This is a genomic window from Streptomyces sp. NPDC007896, assembly GCF_042959425.1.
GTDB lineage: Bacteria > Actinomycetota > Actinomycetes > Streptomycetales > Streptomycetaceae > Streptomyces.
In genome coordinates this window covers 1-17,239 of record NZ_JBIBKX010000005.1, presented here as the reverse complement: position 1 = coordinate 17,239, position 17,239 = coordinate 1, and the positions used below count along the sequence as shown (strand labels likewise).

The 17,239-nt window shown below is 68.8% G+C and carries 17 protein-coding genes and 3 pseudogenes; 8 read left to right on the top strand and 12 right to left on the bottom strand.

The genetic code is table 11. The features are described 5' to 3' along the window. Positions 1-82 precede the first annotated feature (82 nt). Positions 83-697, top strand: coding sequence for a dihydrofolate reductase family protein (locus ACFZDJ_RS17385; protein ID WP_391059897.1), 615 nt, complete (start codon positions 83-85; stop codon positions 695-697). A gap of 132 nt (positions 698-829) precedes the next feature. Here ACFZDJ_RS17385 and ACFZDJ_RS17380 read toward each other — a convergent pair whose 3' ends face one another. Further along, a complete protein-coding gene (locus tag ACFZDJ_RS17380) occupies positions 830-1,951 on the bottom strand; it encodes a trypsin-like serine protease (RefSeq protein WP_391059895.1) in 1,122 nt (373 codons plus the stop codon). A gap of 414 nt (positions 1,952-2,365) precedes the next feature. Here ACFZDJ_RS17380 and ACFZDJ_RS17375 point away from each other — a divergent pair, with 414 nt between their 5' ends. Then, the gene (locus ACFZDJ_RS17375) at positions 2,366-2,602 is read left to right on the top strand and encodes a hypothetical protein (RefSeq protein ID WP_391059893.1); all 237 of its coding nucleotides are present in this window, start codon (positions 2,366-2,368) and stop codon (positions 2,600-2,602) included. A 300-nt stretch (positions 2,603-2,902) separates the two neighbouring features. Here the strand turns inward: ACFZDJ_RS17375 and ACFZDJ_RS17370 are convergent, their stop codons facing one another. Further along, entirely contained in the window at positions 2,903-3,373 is a 471-nt protein-coding gene (locus tag ACFZDJ_RS17370) for a glycosyltransferase family 39 protein (protein WP_391059891.1), read from the bottom strand. Between the two features lie 394 nt (positions 3,374-3,767). Here ACFZDJ_RS17370 and ACFZDJ_RS17365 point away from each other — a divergent pair, with 394 nt between their 5' ends. After that, positions 3,768-4,421 (top strand): DUF1707 domain-containing protein, encoded by a 654-nt coding sequence (locus tag ACFZDJ_RS17365; protein ID WP_391059889.1) that lies wholly within the window; start codon positions 3,768-3,770, stop codon positions 4,419-4,421. A gap of 108 nt (positions 4,422-4,529) precedes the next feature. On the opposite strand, the gene ACFZDJ_RS17360 is transcribed toward ACFZDJ_RS17365, so the two are convergent. Continuing rightward, complete coding sequence (locus ACFZDJ_RS17360; protein ID WP_391059887.1) at positions 4,530-4,703, bottom strand: hypothetical protein; 174 nt, start codon at positions 4,701-4,703, stop codon at positions 4,530-4,532. A 333-nt stretch (positions 4,704-5,036) separates the two neighbouring features. After that, positions 5,037-5,354: a glycine cleavage system protein H gene (locus tag ACFZDJ_RS17355; RefSeq protein WP_391059885.1), complete on the bottom strand. Its 318-nt coding sequence runs from the start codon at positions 5,352-5,354 to the stop codon at positions 5,037-5,039. On the opposite strand from ACFZDJ_RS17355, the gene ACFZDJ_RS17350 reads away from it, so the two are divergent. Next, complete coding sequence (locus tag ACFZDJ_RS17350; RefSeq protein WP_391059883.1) at positions 5,235-5,567, top strand: DUF6417 family protein; 333 nt, start codon at positions 5,235-5,237, stop codon at positions 5,565-5,567. The genes ACFZDJ_RS17355 and ACFZDJ_RS17350 overlap by 120 nt on opposite strands. A 20-nt stretch (positions 5,568-5,587) precedes the next feature. Here the strand turns inward: ACFZDJ_RS17350 and ACFZDJ_RS17345 are convergent, their stop codons facing one another. Both ACFZDJ_RS17345 and ACFZDJ_RS17340 read right to left on the bottom strand, forming a co-directional pair. Next, positions 5,588-5,941 carry a YdhR family protein gene (locus ACFZDJ_RS17345; RefSeq protein ID WP_391059881.1) on the bottom strand — a complete coding sequence of 118 codons (354 nt, stop codon included), beginning with the start codon at positions 5,939-5,941 and terminating at the stop codon, positions 5,588-5,590. Between the two features lie 64 nt (positions 5,942-6,005). Continuing rightward, entirely contained in the window at positions 6,006-6,629 is a 624-nt protein-coding gene (locus tag ACFZDJ_RS17340) for a LysE family transporter (RefSeq protein ID WP_391059879.1), read from the bottom strand. 93 nt (positions 6,630-6,722) lie between these two features. Here ACFZDJ_RS17340 and ACFZDJ_RS17335 point away from each other — a divergent pair, with 93 nt between their 5' ends. After that, the gene (locus ACFZDJ_RS17335; protein ID WP_391059877.1) at positions 6,723-7,712 is read left to right on the top strand and encodes a CehA/McbA family metallohydrolase; all 990 of its coding nucleotides are present in this window, start codon (positions 6,723-6,725) and stop codon (positions 7,710-7,712) included. Between the two features lie 164 nt (positions 7,713-7,876). Here ACFZDJ_RS17335 and ACFZDJ_RS17330 read toward each other — a convergent pair. Both ACFZDJ_RS17330 and ACFZDJ_RS17325 read right to left on the bottom strand, forming a co-directional pair. After that, positions 7,877-8,075, bottom strand: a pseudogene (locus ACFZDJ_RS17330) (transposase); the annotation flags it as partial. A 696-nt stretch (positions 8,076-8,771) separates the two neighbouring features. Continuing rightward, positions 8,772-9,371, bottom strand: coding sequence for a cation transporter (locus ACFZDJ_RS17325; RefSeq protein WP_391059875.1), 600 nt, complete (start codon positions 9,369-9,371; stop codon positions 8,772-8,774). Positions 9,372-10,292: 921 nt separating this feature from the next. Between ACFZDJ_RS17325 and ACFZDJ_RS17320 the strand changes: the two genes are divergently transcribed. Continuing rightward, complete coding sequence (locus ACFZDJ_RS17320) at positions 10,293-11,426, top strand: FAD-dependent monooxygenase (protein ID WP_391059873.1); 1,134 nt, start codon at positions 10,293-10,295, stop codon at positions 11,424-11,426. 276 nt (positions 11,427-11,702) lie between these two features. Here ACFZDJ_RS17320 and ACFZDJ_RS17315 read toward each other — a convergent pair. After that, positions 11,703-11,957 (bottom strand): annotated as a pseudogene (locus ACFZDJ_RS17315) (transposase); the annotation flags it as partial. Between the two features lie 85 nt (positions 11,958-12,042). Next, positions 12,043-12,303 carry a hypothetical protein gene (locus tag ACFZDJ_RS17310; RefSeq protein ID WP_391059871.1) on the bottom strand — a complete coding sequence of 87 codons (261 nt, stop codon included), beginning with the start codon at positions 12,301-12,303 and terminating at the stop codon, positions 12,043-12,045. Between the two features lie 502 nt (positions 12,304-12,805). Here ACFZDJ_RS17310 and ACFZDJ_RS17305 point away from each other — a divergent pair. Continuing rightward, a complete protein-coding gene (locus tag ACFZDJ_RS17305) occupies positions 12,806-14,848 on the top strand; it encodes a hypothetical protein (protein WP_391059869.1) in 2,043 nt (680 codons plus the stop codon). Between the two features lie 24 nt (positions 14,849-14,872). On the opposite strand, the gene ACFZDJ_RS17300 is transcribed toward ACFZDJ_RS17305, so the two are convergent. After that, positions 14,873-15,856, bottom strand: a complete 984-nt coding sequence (locus tag ACFZDJ_RS17300; RefSeq protein ID WP_391059867.1) for a GNAT family N-acetyltransferase — start codon at positions 15,854-15,856, stop codon at positions 14,873-14,875. A 428-nt stretch (positions 15,857-16,284) separates the two neighbouring features. On the opposite strand from ACFZDJ_RS17300, the gene ACFZDJ_RS17295 reads away from it, so the two are divergent. Next, the gene (locus tag ACFZDJ_RS17295; RefSeq protein ID WP_391059865.1) at positions 16,285-16,854 is read left to right on the top strand and encodes a transposase; all 570 of its coding nucleotides are present in this window, start codon (positions 16,285-16,287) and stop codon (positions 16,852-16,854) included. Positions 16,855-16,869: 15 nt separating this feature from the next. Here ACFZDJ_RS17295 and ACFZDJ_RS17290 read toward each other — a convergent pair. Continuing rightward, positions 16,870-17,239, bottom strand: a pseudogene (locus ACFZDJ_RS17290) (transposase); the annotation flags it as partial.

Genomic DNA, 17,239 nt, shown 5'->3' with positions numbered 1-17,239 from the left:
GCCGGGAGTGTCGAATACGCGAGCTCCCGATCGACGTGAGAGTACAGGCAGCACATCCCAGGATGTCAGGAGCAACCCCATCGTGACCGTAACCGCGGATATGGCCATCTCCCTCGACGGCTGCGTCGCCGGCACCAACGTCGCCATCGACAACCCGGGAGGCGACGGTGCCGAGCCGCTCTTCGAGTGGATCCACAACCTGGCGAGCTGGCGGCAGCGTCAGGGCATGACCGGCGGGGAGGAGAACCGCGACTCGGTGCTGATGCGCGAGTGGTTCGATGCCACCGGAGCGGTGGTCATGGGGCGGATGATGTACGACACGGGGGAGGAGTTCTGGGGCGGCAACCCGCCGTTCAGGGCCCCGGTCTTCGTGCTCACCCACCGCCCCCGGCCGACCCTGGTCAAGGAGGGCGGCACCACCTTCACCTTCGTCACCGACGGCATCCACAGCGCCCTCGACCAGGCGAAGGCCGCCGCCGGGGACAAGAACGTCGACATCGCGGGCGGGGCGAGAACGGTGCAGCAATACCTCAGGGAGGGACTCATCGACGAGCTGCAGCTTCACGTGGTGCCCGCGCTGCTCGGAGAGGGACTGCGGCTCTTCGAGGGACTGGGCGCCGGGCGACGGAACCTTGAGCCGGTCAGGGTGGTCGACACGCCCCTTGCCACTCACCTGAAGTACCGCTTCGTGAAGTGACTCGGCACGGGTGAAACTCGGTGCCGGCAGCCCACTACTGCTGCCGGGACTGAGGGCCTTCGGCGGTCCAGGACGGAGTCCCGTGCAGGACGAGAGGGAGAGACGCGGCGTCGGGACTGCGGTGGTTGTGGCTCAGGGGGTTGTGGCGACGAGTGTGCGTTCGGTCCCTGGCCGGGTGACGCCGGTAGCGGTGTGCATGGTGGTCTCGTCGTCGGACCAGCGGATGACGAGGTCGTCGGTGGCCCCGTTTCCGGTGGAGTCGTCGGCCGTGATGGTTCGCGCGTGCGTCCAGGTGCTGTTGGAGGCCAGAAGTTGTCGCGTCGGGTCGAAGTGCCCGCTGTGGCGGATGTCGCCGGAGGCCAGGAGGCCGGCGTGCTGCCAGGTGCCCGCCGAGCCGGGCAGGACCGGGCTGCCCGCCGACGGCTGGTAGGGCGGTCTCGCGCCCACCGTGCGATGGGCGGCGGCGTCGTTGAACAGGCTCTGGGCGTCCTTGCCATAGATGGGCGCGTACGTCACCCAGTCGTCGTTGGCGTCGTTGCCGCCTCCGTTGTACCCGCCGGTGTTGCCGATGATTTTGCCGGTGCCGGTGGTGCGGTCGTAGTTCTCGATCCACGGGCCGCCGGAGACCCCTCCGTAGAAGCCGGTGCAGGTCATGCGCACCTGCCGGTAACCGGGTAGGCGCGAGGTGGTGACGTGGCAGCGGATCGCCTGGTGCTTCGAATTGACGCGTTCGGAGCTGGGATACCCGACGACCGTGACGTTGTGGGTGTAGTTGGTGGTGGGCGTGAACGTCAGAGCGCCCGTCACGTCCTCCACTTTGCCCCGGCTGTTGGGATCGACCTGCGCGAAGGCCAGGTCCAGGTCGGAGGTGGGCTTCTTGGTGTTCGCCGCGTAGCGCGGATCGATGTACGTCTGTGACACCGGGAAGACGCCGCGCGGCTGGTTCGCGGCGGACAGCCCGTCGCGGTACTGCGGCACGAAGATGCGGTGGGTGGCCCTCTCCAGACCACGGCCGCAGTGCCCGGCGGTCAGGACGATGTCATGGGCGGCCGTGTGCACCACGCTGCCCGTGCAGTACGTGCTCTTGCCACCCAAGGGCTTGCCGTCGTAGAAGAACGTGCCCACCATCGGGTGGCCGCCGAAGTGCTCGGGATGAGGCGTGCCGGTCGGTGGCGTGCCGCGCGCGCCGATGTGGGACGCCGAGGCTGCAGGGGCCCGGTCGGGTGGGCTGTCGAGCGGGACCGCGTTGTCCATGCGACCGGCAGTCCAGTACTTCTCCTCCTCACTCAGGCTTGGGCCTCCGGAGGAGGCCGGGGAGACAGACGGGCGGCTGGGCTGGGCGGGAGTCGGCGTCGCCGAGGGGGCAGGCGACACTGCCGCCGCCCCGGACTCTGTCGTACGGGCCATCGTTGCAGCCGGGACCGGCGGCACCGGAGCACCGGTCGCGGCAAGCGCCTGGCCTGTGCCGAGTACGCCCGCGCACAGACCGAGCGCTAGGGCCGGAATCCATCTGGAACTGGAACTCAACGAGGTGTCTTTCCGTCTTGGAGAAAGCCGAACGGCGGGCAATACCGATCTCACATAATCGGACATATGTTCGACATGCTGGTGAGTAGCTTAGCGTCACCTGCGGCTTGACGCGGCGTCACAAGGCAGGCAGGCGAGGCCTTGGACCGATTCCGCACCGCGGCAGTGGTGGTACTGCCGCTCCTGCTGCCCCTCCTGGCCGCCGGACCCGCCTTCGCCGCCGAACCGGCACCGCTGCCGTTCGGCAGTGTCCGGTCCGTGCACCCCGGCGACACGCTGGCCGTCACCGCAGCGAGCGGACAGGCCGTGAACGGCGACACCATTACCTCCCCGGTATTGCTGAAGGCCGGTCGGATGCGGATGACGGCACCCCGCTGACGGCCGCCGTCACCATCGCCTGCGACGCCCGGCCCGGCACCTACCCGGTCACGCTGACCAGTGCCGAAGCCTCACGCCCGGCCGAGCACGGGGCCCCGTGGGCACACGTACGCGTCGAACCGGTCGACGAGGCAGCGCGTCGCGCCTGCCGGGACAAGGTCAAGAAGATGCCCCCGCCCGACCGGGAGGAACGCTGGGTGGCGAACGCCACCTGGCCCCAGTCGGAATGGGATGTCAGGTCCTTCCGTGCCGGCAGCCGCATCACGATCACCGACAATGACGACGTGGGGCTGGACGGGGTCATCGCCCTCTCGTCCCCCGCCTTCGCCGATGAGCCCGTACTGCGCGAACAAGCACCTGCCCCGCGCAGCAGGCGGCGCATCTCTCCGGGACATCCCGCGCCGAAGTCTGGACCGCGGGGATCAGGGCGAAAGTCAGGCCCGCGGCCAGCCCCGTGCACCGGTCGGCCAGTCGGGTACCCAGGAGCGTGACCAGGGCGGCGGCGCCGGCCATGGCCACAACGGAGGGCAGTCGCAGGGTGAGGAGGCTGTCTCCGAAGACGGCGAAAACGCCGTGCATGAACAGATAGTAGAGACCGTGGACGACATCGATCCGGTCCAGCAGGTGCCAGATCTCGGGAACGGTCCTGTGGGCCACCTGCCACGTCGCCGCCTCGTCGCGCCACATGCTGTTCTCGCGTCTGATCCCCCACAGGCCAAGGAGAAGGGTGAGGGCTGCCGGACCGACCGCATCGGATGTTGTTTTGGGCATGACAAATCCTTGGACCGGCGCGAAGGAGGGGGCGAGAGGAACGCCAGGCAGTCGCCGGACGATCCCGATCATGTGCAGCACGCTAGGCGGCGGGAGGGATCGGGGTCGTCACCTGCGATGACGACCCGGGGGGTCCGCTGCGGGAGCTACGGTGGCCCCTGATCCGGCCGTTGGGCGTAGTCCTCCAGTGCCAGGCGGGCCGGGAACAGCGGGGACATATCAACGGCGGGCGTCACCGAGGCGGCTGCTGTGGGGGCATGCGGATCAATGCTGACGATCGCCTCTCCTGCTTGTTGGGGGTTGGCCGGGACTCATGTCGCGATATAGCGTTAGTCCTCTCGTCGTGCCGCCAGCTGCATCGCGCGAAGACCTTCGACAGGATCAGGACGGAAGCATGTCGCAGGAGATCTCGCCCACCGGGAAGCACTCCGGCCCCGGCTCGTCGCCCGAGCTGCGGGCCTCTCATGCGGACCGGGACCGAGTGGTGGACGTGCTGCGTGTCGCGGCGGGGGACGGCCTGCTGACCGCGGCCGAGTTGGACGAGCGTCTGGAGGCTGCTCTGTCGGCGCGCACCGTCGGCGAACTGACGCCGCTCACCGCTGACCTGCCGCCCGTGTCGACCTCGACCGGCGCGGCCGTAGCAGAGGTCAAGGATGTGCTCCGGATCGACCGGAGGTTCAGTGTGGTCGAACGTGTGGGGCGCTGGGTGGTGCCGCGGAGGCTGGAGCTCGCAGTGGAGTGGTGCGAGGTGACGCTCGACTTCACTCAGGCAGTGATTACGCAGGACACCTTGCGGATCGATGTGGACATGCAAGGCAAGACCCTGACGCTGGTCACCAAGCCGGGCATCGTGGTCGATGCCGATGCCCTGACACTGGAACACAGCAAGGTCAAGATCCGTCAGGCTCCGACCACTGGTGCGCAGATCACACTGCGAGTGGAGTTGGTCGGCAAGAAGAGCTTTGGTCGCGTCGTGGTGCGGTCCCCCCGTCGGACGTTGGGACAGTGGCTGCTGCGCAAGCCTGCGTCCCTGCCCGCTGGTGATTGACTCTTGAGTCCTTCCATCTTGATTTGTGCAGGCCACTGGCCCTGGTGTGAGAGGCGGGCGGGACCCTCGAGACGGGCGGCGGCGTGATCGCCTCACGGCGATCGTCTGTCACCGAGCGACCTCGGTGTTCGTCAGCACCAGCAGGATCCGCCACGATTCCACGCGCTGGGCAACCGTCCGGAGGTCGACGTCCTGGGCGCGCACCGCTTGGGCCGGCTCGAACGGTTCGTCGTCCTTCGCCTGGACGGTAGGCGGGACTTCGTAGGTGGAGCGGTCACGCACCAACCGTTTTCGGGTCCGCCCGTCCGCCCGTCCGCCCTTCTGGCCGGAGCCCGTGCCGCACAGAGATGTCTGCGCAGCCGTCGGCCCTCCCGTGGGGAGGCCGGGAGGGACGGCGCGGCCCGCCAAGGTGACAGCACACGGACGGGCCCAAGGGCGGGGGCCTCCGCCTGGGGCAAGAGGATCACCGCCGTCACAGCATGGCACTGGATTCGGCCAGGCGACAGGGTTATGGCCGGAATCCGACCACAGTGGCACGTCCTGGCCGTCCGGCCGCCGCCCTTGACCGCGAGGAATGTGGCGGGGCCTGGCTGGGCCCCGCCACACGTGGGAGGGCTAATCCCCGGACGTGATGTAGGCGTCGTACTCCTTCGCGCTCAGCAGGCCGTCGGAGCTCGGGTCCTTGAGGCTGATCTCGATCAGCCATCCGTCGCCGTACGGGTCCGTGTTGACCAGTTCGGGCTCGTCGTTCAGCCGGTCGTTGCGTGCGGTCACCTGGCCGGCGGCCGGCATGTAGAGCCGCCCCAGCAGCAGGTGAACGCGCTGGAGAGTCAGGGCCTGGTGGAGCTTGTCGGCTGGGAGGACCGCGCGGAGCTGTCGGTTCTGGAGGGGCGGCCCGTGCGGTGGTCGGGCCGCCTGACGCCGTACGGCCACGACCTTCGCCTACGGCTGGCAGAGCAGGTCAGGGCGGCATCGTGTGATCACGGGATCAAGCGGTGGCAGCGGTATCTGACGCAGGAGCAGATGGAGCCAGTGGCGTACGGGTTGTGGCTGCACCGGATGACGGGCGCCGCCGCGGAGGCCAACCGCCTCGCCCGCGAATACGGCGTCGCGCACAGCCCGGCTCCGGGCTTGGACGTTCGATGACTGGCGGGAACCACCAGCCATCACTGCTGCACTGCTGCGGCGCTCTCGTCGAAGGCCAGGCCGCGCCGTCCGAGCTGCTGCGTCTCGTAGCGGCCCTCGATCGTGGCCTCGACGTCAAAGGTGTGCGCGACTGTTGCTGGGTAACCGATCAGCTCAAGCGCCCGACTGGGCAACGGCTGCTGAGCCGCCTCCTTCGATTCCCAGAGCAGGACGGCGCCCCACCTGTTGGCGTCCGGATCGGAGACCCACATCTTGAAGCGGAGCCCGGGCACTTCGGCGAACGCGTCCACCGACTCCTCGCGCAGATACGCACGCATGGATTCGATGGTCTGGCCGGAGGCGGACAGGTCCCACCAGACGATGACAGCGTGCACAGCGGTCCTCTTCCCTTGAGCGAGCGAGCGAGTGAGCGGCCGGGACGGGACCGGCTCCGACTGCCTACGACTCGACCGCCAGGCGCAGCCCCAGCCCGACCAGGACAGCCCCGGAGATCTGCTCCATCCGGCGCTGAATCGACCGCCGCTGGAGCACACCGCGGACCCGTCCGGCCAGCCAGATCAGTGGAAGGTACCAGAGCAGGTCGATCACGGCCCAGATCACCGAGAAGGCGAGCAGGGTCGGCAGTATGGGAGCTCCCTGCGGCACGAACTGCGGCAGGAAGGACACGGCGAACACGCCCGCCTTGGGATTGGCGAAGTTGGTGACCAATCCCTGCCAGTACGCCTGTCGGTGCGACACCGCCGTCGTTTCCGCCGGTTCCTCACCCGGCCCGCCAGGCCGCCGCGCCCGCCACCACGCTCGCGCCCCCATCCACACCAGGAGCGCGGCGCCGAAGATCCGCATCGCGTCGTAGACGACCTGCGAGGCCAGCAGGAGGGCGGAGAGCCCCAACGCCGCCGCGAGGCCCCACAGCAGCACCCCGCACTCATTGCCCAGGACCGTGGCGATACCGCTTCTGCGGCCGTTCATCACCGCACGGCGCAGGATCACGGCCGTACTCGGCCCCGGGACCATCGCAATCAGAAAAGCCGCACCGGCGAACGCAATTACGGAACTGAACATTGGGTCAGCGTATCGAGGCCCGCGACTACGAATCCCTCTCCGCTCCTCTTACCCTGCATGCGTTCGGTTGGCAGGAAACGATGGAGGAGATGAATGCCGGTGGCGAACTTCCCGCCCCTGCGCGTGGCTGGCCGAGGGCGTAGCTGGTATCGCGGGGACTGCCACGTCCATTCCGTGCACTCGGACGGCGAGCTCACCCCGGAGCAGCTGGCAGCCGGTGCGCGTGCGGTAGGGCTCGACTTCATCGCGACCACGGAACACAACACCGCCGAGGCGCATGATGCTTGGGCTCCCCACGTCGATCACGATCTCCTGGTGGTCCTTGGCGAGGAGGTGACGACCGAGACCGGGCATTGGCTCGCTCTCGGTATCGGCCCCGGGCAGGTGGTCGACTGGGAGTACCGGGTGCGGGACGGGCTGATCGACCAGCACCTGGATCAGGTTCATGGAGTCGGTGGCTTGTGCGTGGCAGCGCACCCGCACGCGCCTTATCCGACCGGCGGCTTCATGTATCCGTACCAGGGCTTTGACGTGGTCGAGGTATGGAACGGGCTGTGGACGTCGGACCGACCGTGGAATACCGACAACGAGGCGGCCCTGGCCGAGTGGGGACGCAGTCTGGCCGCAGATGTCCACAAGGGTCAGTGGCGTCCGGCGATGGGCAACAGCGACACCCATCTGGAGGGCCAGATCGGCATCCCGCACACCGTTGTGTTCGCCGAGGAGCTGAGCACGCAGGCGATCCTTGCCGGCATCCGCGCGGGCCGGAGTTGGATCGCCGAATCGGCCACCGTCGAAGTGTCGCTCACTGCCTCCGTGGGTGAACACGGCGCAGAGGTGGGCGAGCACCTCAAGACCTTGGGACAGAAGGTCGCTGTGCGGGCACACGTACGCGGCGTCCCGTCGGCGACCGTCAGCTTCCATACCGACCGGGGCAAGGTCCACCGCGAAGCACTTCCCGGCAACGGCACTGGCACCGCCGAGTGGTTCACCACAGCGCAGGAGTCGGCGTTCATCCGGATCGAGGTACGCCACCCGCACGGGCACATGGCGGCGCTCACTAACCCGATCATCCTGTTCTGAACCTACTTGCTGATTCGTCGCAGGCAGATGAGGCTGCAGGCGAGCCGGAGCAGGCGCTGGGTGGAGGTCGGCGCGGCGTTGAGACAGCCAGTGGGGTCCCGCCTCCTCGCAACGATCCACGATCACATGGTGTTGAGAACCGGTCCTGCCGTGGTCGACGGCCGAGGCCAGACACCGGCCTCGGTCCAGTCCCGCAAGCGGCGCCGACTGGTCATCTCCGAGCACCCCACCACCTGATCGGGGACGTCTTGACAGGCAGCGCCTTTACCGGAGCACGTGAATGATGCCTGCCAGCGCAATCCGGTTCAGCCCCGGCGGGCGTCCAGGACGACGGTGGCGCCTGACAGGACGGACCGGCAGCAACGAGGCTCAGGGAGCGCGGGCGAAGCGGCGGACAGCGTAGTAGTCCAGGTTCAGGTCGCGGAATGATGCCGCGTAACGACCAGCTTTGACAGAGGAGTTGCTGGACCTTCGCGTGCTTCCGGAGCATCGTGGCGACGATACGGCGTGGTCGCCCGCGGGAGTCCAGCATCCCTGTCCGGTATCCCGTCCGGCATCGGTGGGATCCCCTCGCCGCGGCGCCGCCGGCCGTGCGGCCTCCGAGTAAGCCGAATCCCGGTCACGGCACATGATCTCCACCTCAGGGTGGTCGGCGAGCCGGTGGGCGACCGGCTCGGCCTCGCGGCCGGGCAACACGTCGATGGGCCGACGTGCTTCTCCAGGTCAACCGCGCTCTCTGCAGCGGGGTGAATCTGGCGTGCGGGCTGGTCAGCCCAGCGATCTGCTCGGCGAACGTCACCGCCGGGCAGCGGCGCGCACCGCACTTGAACCGGCGTACCAACACCTCGATCACCGCCCCAAATCCCCTGCCCCGCACACTCGAAGGATGCCCAGCTCGGCCCGGAACCGTGACGAGATCAGCGTCAGACCCCGTTCATCCGTACGTGATTGGGCACGCTCACGCGTACGCCGACACGAGGGACGACTCCTCCAGGGCCGGGAACCGCTCGTACGCCGGATCACCACCCAGCGGGGAAGGGGCCGGTGTGGCTGTCTGTTTCAGTGGTCGCCGGTGAAGATCTCGCGGACCTCGCGGATTGCGTAGTAGACCAGCACGTAGCCGGCCGCCGGGTCGGCCCACCACCAGCCGACGGCGGTGTTCAGGGCCAGGCCGAGCAGGACCGCGGCGGCCAGCAGGCCGTCGATCAGCGTGACACGGCCCTCGGTCTTGAGCACCGGGTTGTCCAGGGCGGCGCCGGTGCGGGCCTTGCCCGCGGCGAGGGCGAACATCACGACGGCGGTGACCGCGGTCCACCCGATGCCCAGCGGCGAATGGCGCGGGTGGTAGCCGGCGGCCAGCACCCAGGTGGACTGCACCAGCAGGTAGACCGCGAGCGCCCCGAATCCGACGCCGATCAGCCGCAGCGCGCGATGCCGACGTGCTTCACCGGTGCCCGACAGCTCCCAGATCACTACCGTCGAGGCGCCGATCTCGATCAGGGAGTCCAGTCCGAACCCTGCCAGTGCCACCGACCGGGCGGAGGCCGCCGCGACAGCAAGCACCACGATGCCGATGGCGTTCCAGGCCAGCGTGGCGTATTCCAGGACGAAGCCCTTGCGGAGCAGGGAATCGCGGGAGATCTCTTTCGGAGGGGTCACGTCCTGATTCTCTCCAGTCGGCTCATGCCGCCGGCAGCCCCCCTCGCCCGAGAGCGGCGGTCAGCGTCGCACTGCAAGCACCCATGTGGCGCGTTGACGTCCACACCGTGATCAAACGGCTGGAGCAGACAGGGGGGTGCCCACGGACTGCCCCGGAGCGGGGTTCAGACTCCCGTCATGAGCACCGAACGACGCCGACTCGGCACCGGCCCGAGCGCCATCAGGAGCATGCCCCCGGCGGATGAGTCCCCGCGGCTCCTGCCCATCGAACGAGCAGACCTTGCCGTACTCCTGCAGCCACCCGATCAGAACGAGTTGGGGCCCACCCGGCCGATGCGTAGGCCGCTTCGCACCCCTCGTGCGGAGGACTGACCGACCGCTCTTGAACGACCGGTCGTAGGCTCGCGACGGACGGACGGACGGACGGACAGACAGATAGCTAGACAGACGGACAGACGGACAGTCACGGCTGGGCGTCGACGCGCCCCGGTCCGGTGGCGGGAGTGACGACAGCTCGGAGGGCGCATCCTGCCGCCTGTCGTGCTTCTTCGCGCTGCCACTACGTCTACGGGAAGGGCGGGAGCCGTTGGAGGATCCGGCGTGTACGCCGGGCGCGATCTCTGCGGCCGTATGGGCGAGGCGGAGTTCGATCACCTGAGCAGTCTGCAGTTGGGCGGTGACCCCAGCAAGGTCGCGCACCTTTCGTACTGCGGCGCCTGGAACGTCCGCGTCAGATCGTGCGCCAGGCCTCCTAGCTGATCAGCTTCTTGTCCCGGGGTGATCGGGCGGCTGAGCCGGGGTGTCGGTCGCATATCGGGGGCTGTCGGTCCGATGTCAGCGGCTTGTCGGCGGGGTCTGGAATCTTTCCGGAGATCCTGCCGGGTGCCCATCCGGCAGGCATGCGACAGGCAAGGAATCACCATGACCACTGACGTCACGATCATCGGCGCTGGGCTCGGAGGACTGACCCTCGCCCGCGTCCTCCACGTCCACGGCGTCTCGGCCACGGTCTACGAGGCGGAGGCCTCACCGACGGCGCGTGCGCAGGGCGGGATGCTCGACATCCACGACTACAACGGCCAACTGGCCTTGCAGGCGGCGGGCCTGACCGACGAGTTCCGTAGCCTCATCCTGGAGGGCCGCGAGGCGATACGGATCCTCGACCGGGACGGGACCGTCCTGTTCGACAAAGCCGACGACGGCACGGGGGGACGCCCCGAGGTGCTGCGCGGTGAGCTGCGACGGATCCTGCTCGACTCGCTCCCGGCCGGCACCGTCCGGTGGGGCCACAAGGTCAACGGCGTCCGTGGCCTCGGCGAGGGCCGCCACGAGGTGACCTTCGCCGACGGAGCCACCGTCGTCACGAGCCTTCTGGTCGGCGCGGACGGCGCCTGGTCACGAATCCGGCCGCTGCTCTCCGACGCCACACCCGAGTACACCGGCAGGTCGTTCATCGAGACCTACCTGTTCGACAGCGACACCCGGCACCCTGCCACCGCGAAGGCGGTCGGCGGCGGGTCGCTCTTCGCACTCGCGCCGGGGAAGGGGATCCAGGCTCACCGGGAGAGCGGCGGGACCCTTCACACCTACGTCGCGCTCACCGAGCCGCAGGACTGGTTCGCCGCCATCGATTTCACCGATGCCCCCGCGGCCACCGCCCGGATCGCGCAGGAGTTCAGCGGCTGGGCACCGGAGCTCACCGCGCTGATCACCGACAGTGACACCGCGCCGATCCTGCGCTCCCTCCATGCCCTGCCCGTCGGGCACCGGTGGGACCGCGTACCGGGGGTGACCCTGCTCGGCGACGCCGCCCACCTCTCGGCCCCGAACGGCGAAGGCGCCAACCTGGCCATGTACGACGGCGCCGAACTCGGCAAAGCCATCGCCGCTCACGCCGACGACGTCGAAGTCGCCCTCGCTGAGTACGAGCAGGCCATGTTCCCCCGCGCCGCCGAAGCCGCCACCGACGGCACCCAACTCCACGAGTTCCTCTTCGGCGACAACACACCCCACAGCCTGATCGCCGCGTTCATCGATGACGAGCAGACCCCATGAGCCGCTGGCCGAGGTCACGATGGTGACTGTCACCTCTTGCTCAGGTGCCTCACCCGGTCCATGACTTCCGTTCGTGGAACGGTCACCGTGACCGTTCCACGAACGCTTTCGCCATCCTCACTTCTCGTGCCGAACTTGCGGTGGGCGGGACGACTGAACACCTCGCCGATGGCAAGGACTTTGCTCATGTCATGTCCTGCCGGGCAGCGGGGCGGTGTCCTCGATGTCGATGCGGCGGAGGAAGGACTGCCGGCAGCGGTCGACGGCGCCTTCGACTTCGGTGTCCCAGGTGCTCGGGTCCCCGAAGACGCACTCGCCGCCACGCTTGGGTGGCCGGCCGCCCTTGGGGTCGTAGACCTGTGGTGGTGTCGGCCGTCGCATCACGCGGTCGGATCGGAACCGGCCGAGGGTCTGCATTGGCAGTCCGTCCAGCGGATGGGCAATGCGTGGTGCGTCGTATCCGGCGTCCAGCGCTACCAGGACTTCCGCGTCGCCTTCCTGCCACTGGCCGGCAGCGACGAACCGCTCGACAAAGCGCGTCGCTCCGCGAGGTCATGCACGCGTAGAACTCCGACCGGAAGTGTGATGCTACTCATGGGCTCCGTTCTCCCGGGGGCTACGGCTCCCTTGGGCCCGGTCCCGCCGTCTGGAGGGTTACGTGCGGGGGAGCGAGGTATTGGTGATCGGGAGCTTCGTCCTCCCAGTAGGTCTGCGGGTAGACCTCTGTGCCGCCGGGCTCGACCCCCTTGGGGAGGGCGAACTTGCCCTGGACGGTCAGGATGTCGCCTGCCTTCACCTTCTTCTTGTTGACCTGGTAACTGACGGAGCTGGACTTGGCGTTGGCGGCAAGCCGACTCGGCAGGGACTTCCTGGGCACGGGTCAACTCCAACTTCGGTCGGGAGTAGAGGAGTTGCGCCGGGCGACACCGGTTCCGCCGCGGCGCAGGTGTGCGAGCCACCAGGTTCGACCGGCGGAGTGGGGGCAGGAGTTGTCCCCTGCGCGGCCGCTGTTACGCGGCTGTGGCAGGAGACGGCTTTGCCCGGGTTGCGGGTTCACCTGGACGTCGGCCGCAGGTCGCCCCGCATTGCCCCGCTCGACGCCGGACCATGAACGGCAAGCTCAGGAACATCGAGCTACCCCCGCGGACGCGGGGACGACACTTCTTGACCTGCGGTGATGCCGGCAAGGGTGCCCGTTTTCCTTCGCCTGCTTCGCCTGCATCGCAGTTACGGGCCGCATGAGCGGTCGATCGTGGTGTTGATGCGGTCGATGATCCTGGACGAACTTTCCTCTGGTTTCCCCCAAACTCCTTCGACAGAGTGGAAGCGGGCTGGCAGGCTGCGCACATGACCTACGGAATCGAGTCCCACTGCGTCCGGTGAGCGCCCAGGAAGAGCGTGACGCGCTCACCCTCCCGCTTGCCTTGTACGACCACGCTCTGCGCGTGTTGCGCCAGTCCCCCGACGGAGTCCCGCCCCGGCGTGGTTACTCCCTCCCTCAGGAGCCCGGACCCGGCGATGCCCTGCCGTCCCGCGAAGAGGCGGAGAACGCTGTCCGGGAAGCGCTGAGCCCGCTACCGGATGACTCCGCCACCCTGCACCGCCGCTTCGCTCGGCTTGGCATAGGGGACCGCCACAAGCACTTGATCCGGGCCGCCGTCTCCAATCTGCCACTGCAGGCCGGGCAGCATGACGCGGCCCGGTCGCTGGGCCGGCAGCTGACCCGGACCGGCACCACCGTGTCCGCCGTCACCGCTGGCCTCGCCCTGCTCATCCGCCTCGGCGAGTCCGAAGACGTCCCGTATCTTTCCGCCCTCGGCCTGATCCGGGAGGTCACCCGCCCGGCCATCGACGCCCTCGACATCCTCGACCGCCGGTCCGCCGCCGTCATCTGGCTCATCGCCTACACCCGCCACGACGAACTGCGGCCACTCGTCCGTGCCCTGTGGACAAGGGACCCCCAAGCGATCCGTACGGAGCTGGAAGCGTTCTCTGCCGCCCCCCGATTCCTCAGCACCACGGCTGCCCGCCGGATCGCGGAGGCCACCCGGCTGCCCGACCTGCTTGACCAACACCCCTCCGACACGGCCCTGCTCGCCCGGGCGGGCAGGCTCCTCGTCCGGATGGGATGCACGCGCGACACCCCGACCGACCTCCTCGCCTACCATGACGCGCTCACCCTGTACGAAAGCGTCGTCACACGGGCCAGGCTCCTGCCGCCGACCCTCGACCACCACGCCACCCTGCTCTCGCTCGCCCTGGACCTGAGCAGCGGTCCCGGCATGCTGCTGGACTGGCTTCCCGGTCGGCGCACGGCGTTGCTGGAATCACTCGGGCGGCTACTGGCCGAACCGCAATGGGCCTCACTGGTGGACACCGACGCAGACGAGGCGGACCAGCGGTTGCGGGCCGGCTGGATCCGGCGCACCGGGCGACAGCCCTTCATGCGCCCAGCCACGCCCGGCAGGCTGCGTGTCGAGATCGTGGCGGGCGACCCTGTGGACCGGGAACCCGTCGAGACCCGCATCCTCCTCGACGAGCGTCCCCTTGTCCCGGCGGTCTTCGCCCGCGGTCCCGCCCACAGCCCCGACCACCTCCTGGACGACGGCCGGCTCCGGGCCGGGCCGGAGCCCCGCGAAGTACAAATCGCAGAGGCCTACTGCACCGAGGGGTGCTGCGGCGCGCTGTACGTCACCATCCGACGCGAGGGAGATCACGTCGTGTGGGAGGACTGGCGGCGGCCACCCACCATGCCGGGTTCCCGGGAGCTCGCGCCCGAGCTGCCTGCCTACCGGTTCGACGCCGCCGCCTACGACGCGGAGATCGCCCGGGCGGAAACCGAGCGTTCCTGGTCCTGGCCGGCCCGCACCACGGCACGCCTGATCAAAGCAGGGCTGATGGAACGGCCGGGGCTGCTGAGCCGGTGGGATGCACGCCGGGGCTGGATCAGCAGCGGCTTCAACGACCCGGACACCACCGTGGTGACCTTCTCGTACGCGCCAGGACTCGCCGCCGGGAAACCGGACGGCATCCCCCTCCAATTCCGCTGGGTCATACCGGACAACGGCACCTCGCCCGAGGCACAGGCAGCCGCCGCCCTGCGCCGGTTGGCCGAGGAGGACCCAAAGACCTACGCCAGGTATGCGGGGGAAACCGCGAACGTGCCGAAGAACTCGGATTCCCCTGGCCCGACGGCACCTAACCCATGCGCAGGCAGGGACGACTCCGAGAAAGAACCCCACGGGTCGTGGTGCCGGGAGAACCCCGCGCGGGCGGGGACACCTCCCGTACCGGCGGGCGCCCCAGCTCATCGGTCGAGCTACCCCCGCGGGCGCAGGGACGACGGTGTTCCAGGGCCTACCACGACAAGAGACCCTCTCCGCCGGGAGCCGTGGGAGGCATGGTCAAATCCTGTGGACTGACCCGACAGCCCAATGACCGGTCGATCAAGCAAGCGGCTTGCGGTAACGGACGTACTCGTTCTGCCGCTGGAACCCCACACTCTCGTAAAGGTCGTAGGACCGGTGCGGATTTGCCGTGCCCGTGAACAGCCGAGCGGTCGTTGCACCCTGCTCGCGAAGGCTCCGCAGCCCGTCCAGCAGCAGGACCCGGCCGATTCCGAGGCGTCGCTGGTCCGTCCGGACACTCAGCTCTTCCACCTCGCCCACGGTGTGGTCGTGACGGCGGATGGAGCAGAGGGCGACGCCGACCATGTCCTGCCCGTTCCAGGCAGCCCTCCAGCATGCCGGGTCGGCGGTGTCGACGAAGTCCTGGAAGGGCCATCTCTGAGTGAAACCGGGGTCCGCGTACGAATCGACGACCGTCCTCCAGGCTGCACGGTAGTGGCTTGTCCCGATCGGCCCTGTCCGTATCCCGGCTGGCAGCTCGCTGCCCGGCTCGGGCACATGCTGCAGATCGCCCAGCTCCAGCTCGACCAGGCTGAAGACACGTCGGTAGCCGGCTGCGCGCAGAAGTGCCGTGGCGTCCTGCTCGGAGGCCATGGCGTTCGCGCCGATCACTGCCGTCCGCGCCGTTTCATGCTGTTTGACGAGCTGGCGGATCCGCTCTTCGGCCCAGCTCAGCACGGCTGAGCCGATGCCCTGGCCGCGATGCTCGGGCAAGAGGTAGCCGCGGTGCAGGTACAGCCACGTATCGTCCCGCTCTTGCCACCACCGGATCGTCGAGTAGCCGACGACGCTCCCGTCGAGCACCACCAGGATCTGGTTCTTGGACGGCTCCTCCAACTCGGCAGAAGCTTCGGCGATCTCGGCCGCTGTCGGGAGCCCTTCCACTACCGAATGGACATCGACCCGGTCCCGTTCAACACACCCCAGCCGCACCGCGGCCATGGCGCCGTGGTCTTCGTCGCCGCGATACGGCCGGAACCCGAAGCCGACCGGAAGGTCCTGTCCTGCCGTGCCATCCAACATGACCGGATGTTCTCGAACTTCGAGGCAGGTCCGCCACCCTATTCACGCCGCGGTCGTCTGTGGCCGTTCAACGAGCCGGCCGCGTTCAAAGCGGGCCCCAGCGCGGACGAGGGCAACGAGGTGGGGTGCACTCACGGCTCGCCAGCGGGCCTGGGCGGACTCGACGAGCTTGAAGACCATGGCGAGGGCGGCGGTGCTGCACCGCAACATGCTGCCGCGGCCGCCGGTGACCGATCTCTTCGGCACCCACGGCCGGGCCTGGCTGGAGCATCAGACGCTGCCGGCCGACGAGCGGCAGACCGTGGGCGCCTTGTTGCGCCGGCTCGACTTCTACGGTGCCGAACTCGCCGAGGTGGAACGGCGGCTGGCCGCCGAGGCGTTGGACGACCCGGTCGTGCGACGCCTGATGACCATCCCCGGGGGACGCGATGACCGCGGTCACCGTGCTGGCTGCGGTCGGGGACTTCCACCGCTTCGCCACCGCGGACAAGCTCGTGTCCTACCTCGGCCTGAACCCGCGGGTGCGCCAGTCCGGCGGGACACCTGCCCACCATGGCCGGATCACGAAGGCCGGCTGCGGCAAGGCCCGCGGGATGCTGGTGCAGGCAGCGTTCGCCGCGCTGCGCTCCCCGGGCCCGCTGCGGGCCCTGCACCAGCGGATCGCGGCCCGGCGCGGGATGCAGATCGCGATCGTCGCGGTCGCCCGGAAGATCGCCGTCATCGCCTGGCACCTGGTCACCAAGGAGCAGGACCACGCCTTCGCCCGCCCGAGCCTGGTCGCCTTCAAACGCCGCAAGCTCGAGCTGACCGCCGGCGCCGAACGCCGGATCGCCCGCCGCGGGGCGGGCTACGACTACAACAACAAGCAACTGCGCCGCCACGAACGCGAGATCGCCGAACAGGCCGAACGCGCCTACGCTCTGCCGGCGGCCCAGTGGCAGCCCACGCGCCCGAGCGGCAGGCCCCGCCTGCCCGCCATCCCCGGCGCTGGCCCGTGACCTGCCCTCCTTGACGATTACATCCGTGGTCCGCAGGTGGATCCAGTGCTCGGCGGGGAAGTCGTAGAAGGCCAGCAGCTCCTCCTCGTCATCGACGATCTTCTTGACGGCCTTGGGGAACTTCGCGCCGTACTGCTTGGCGAACGCCTTGACCGCGGCGGCCGCGTGCTCCTTGTCCTCGGCGTCGTAGATGTCCTGGATGGCCTTCTTTGCCGCGGGCTGACCTGACTTCGGGAGGCTGTCGAGGCAGTTGGCCGTTTTGTGAACCCAGCACCTTTGGTGGCGGGTTGCGGGGAAGACCTCGTTCAACGCGTTCCAGAAGCCCAGGGCTCCGTCGCCGACGGCGAGGACGGGAGCGCGCATGCCGCGCCGCCGGCAGTCCCGC

What these genes read in the sequence shown, in the direction of transcription:
- ACFZDJ_RS17380 (WP_391059895.1), bottom strand. Translation starts at nt 1,951, where the DNA reads ATGGACAACGCGGTCCCGCTCGACAGCCCACCCGACCGGGCCCCTGCA.
- ACFZDJ_RS17370 (WP_391059891.1), bottom strand. Translation starts at nt 3,373, where the DNA reads ATGCCCAAAACAACATCCGATGCGGTCGGTCCGGCAGCCCTCACCCTT.
- ACFZDJ_RS17365 (WP_391059889.1), top strand. Translation starts at nt 3,768, where the DNA reads ATGTCGCAGGAGATCTCGCCCACCGGGAAGCACTCCGGCCCCGGCTCG.
- ACFZDJ_RS17340 (WP_391059879.1), bottom strand. Translation starts at nt 6,629, where the DNA reads ATGTTCAGTTCCGTAATTGCGTTCGCCGGTGCGGCTTTTCTGATTGCG.
- ACFZDJ_RS17335 (WP_391059877.1), top strand. Translation starts at nt 6,723, where the DNA reads ATGCCGGTGGCGAACTTCCCGCCCCTGCGCGTGGCTGGCCGAGGGCGT.
- ACFZDJ_RS17320 (WP_391059873.1), top strand. Translation starts at nt 10,293, where the DNA reads ATGACCACTGACGTCACGATCATCGGCGCTGGGCTCGGAGGACTGACC.
- ACFZDJ_RS17300 (WP_391059867.1), bottom strand. Translation starts at nt 15,856, where the DNA reads ATGTTGGATGGCACGGCAGGACAGGACCTTCCGGTCGGCTTCGGGTTC.
- ACFZDJ_RS17295 (WP_391059865.1), top strand. Translation starts at nt 16,285, where the DNA reads ATGACCGCGGTCACCGTGCTGGCTGCGGTCGGGGACTTCCACCGCTTC.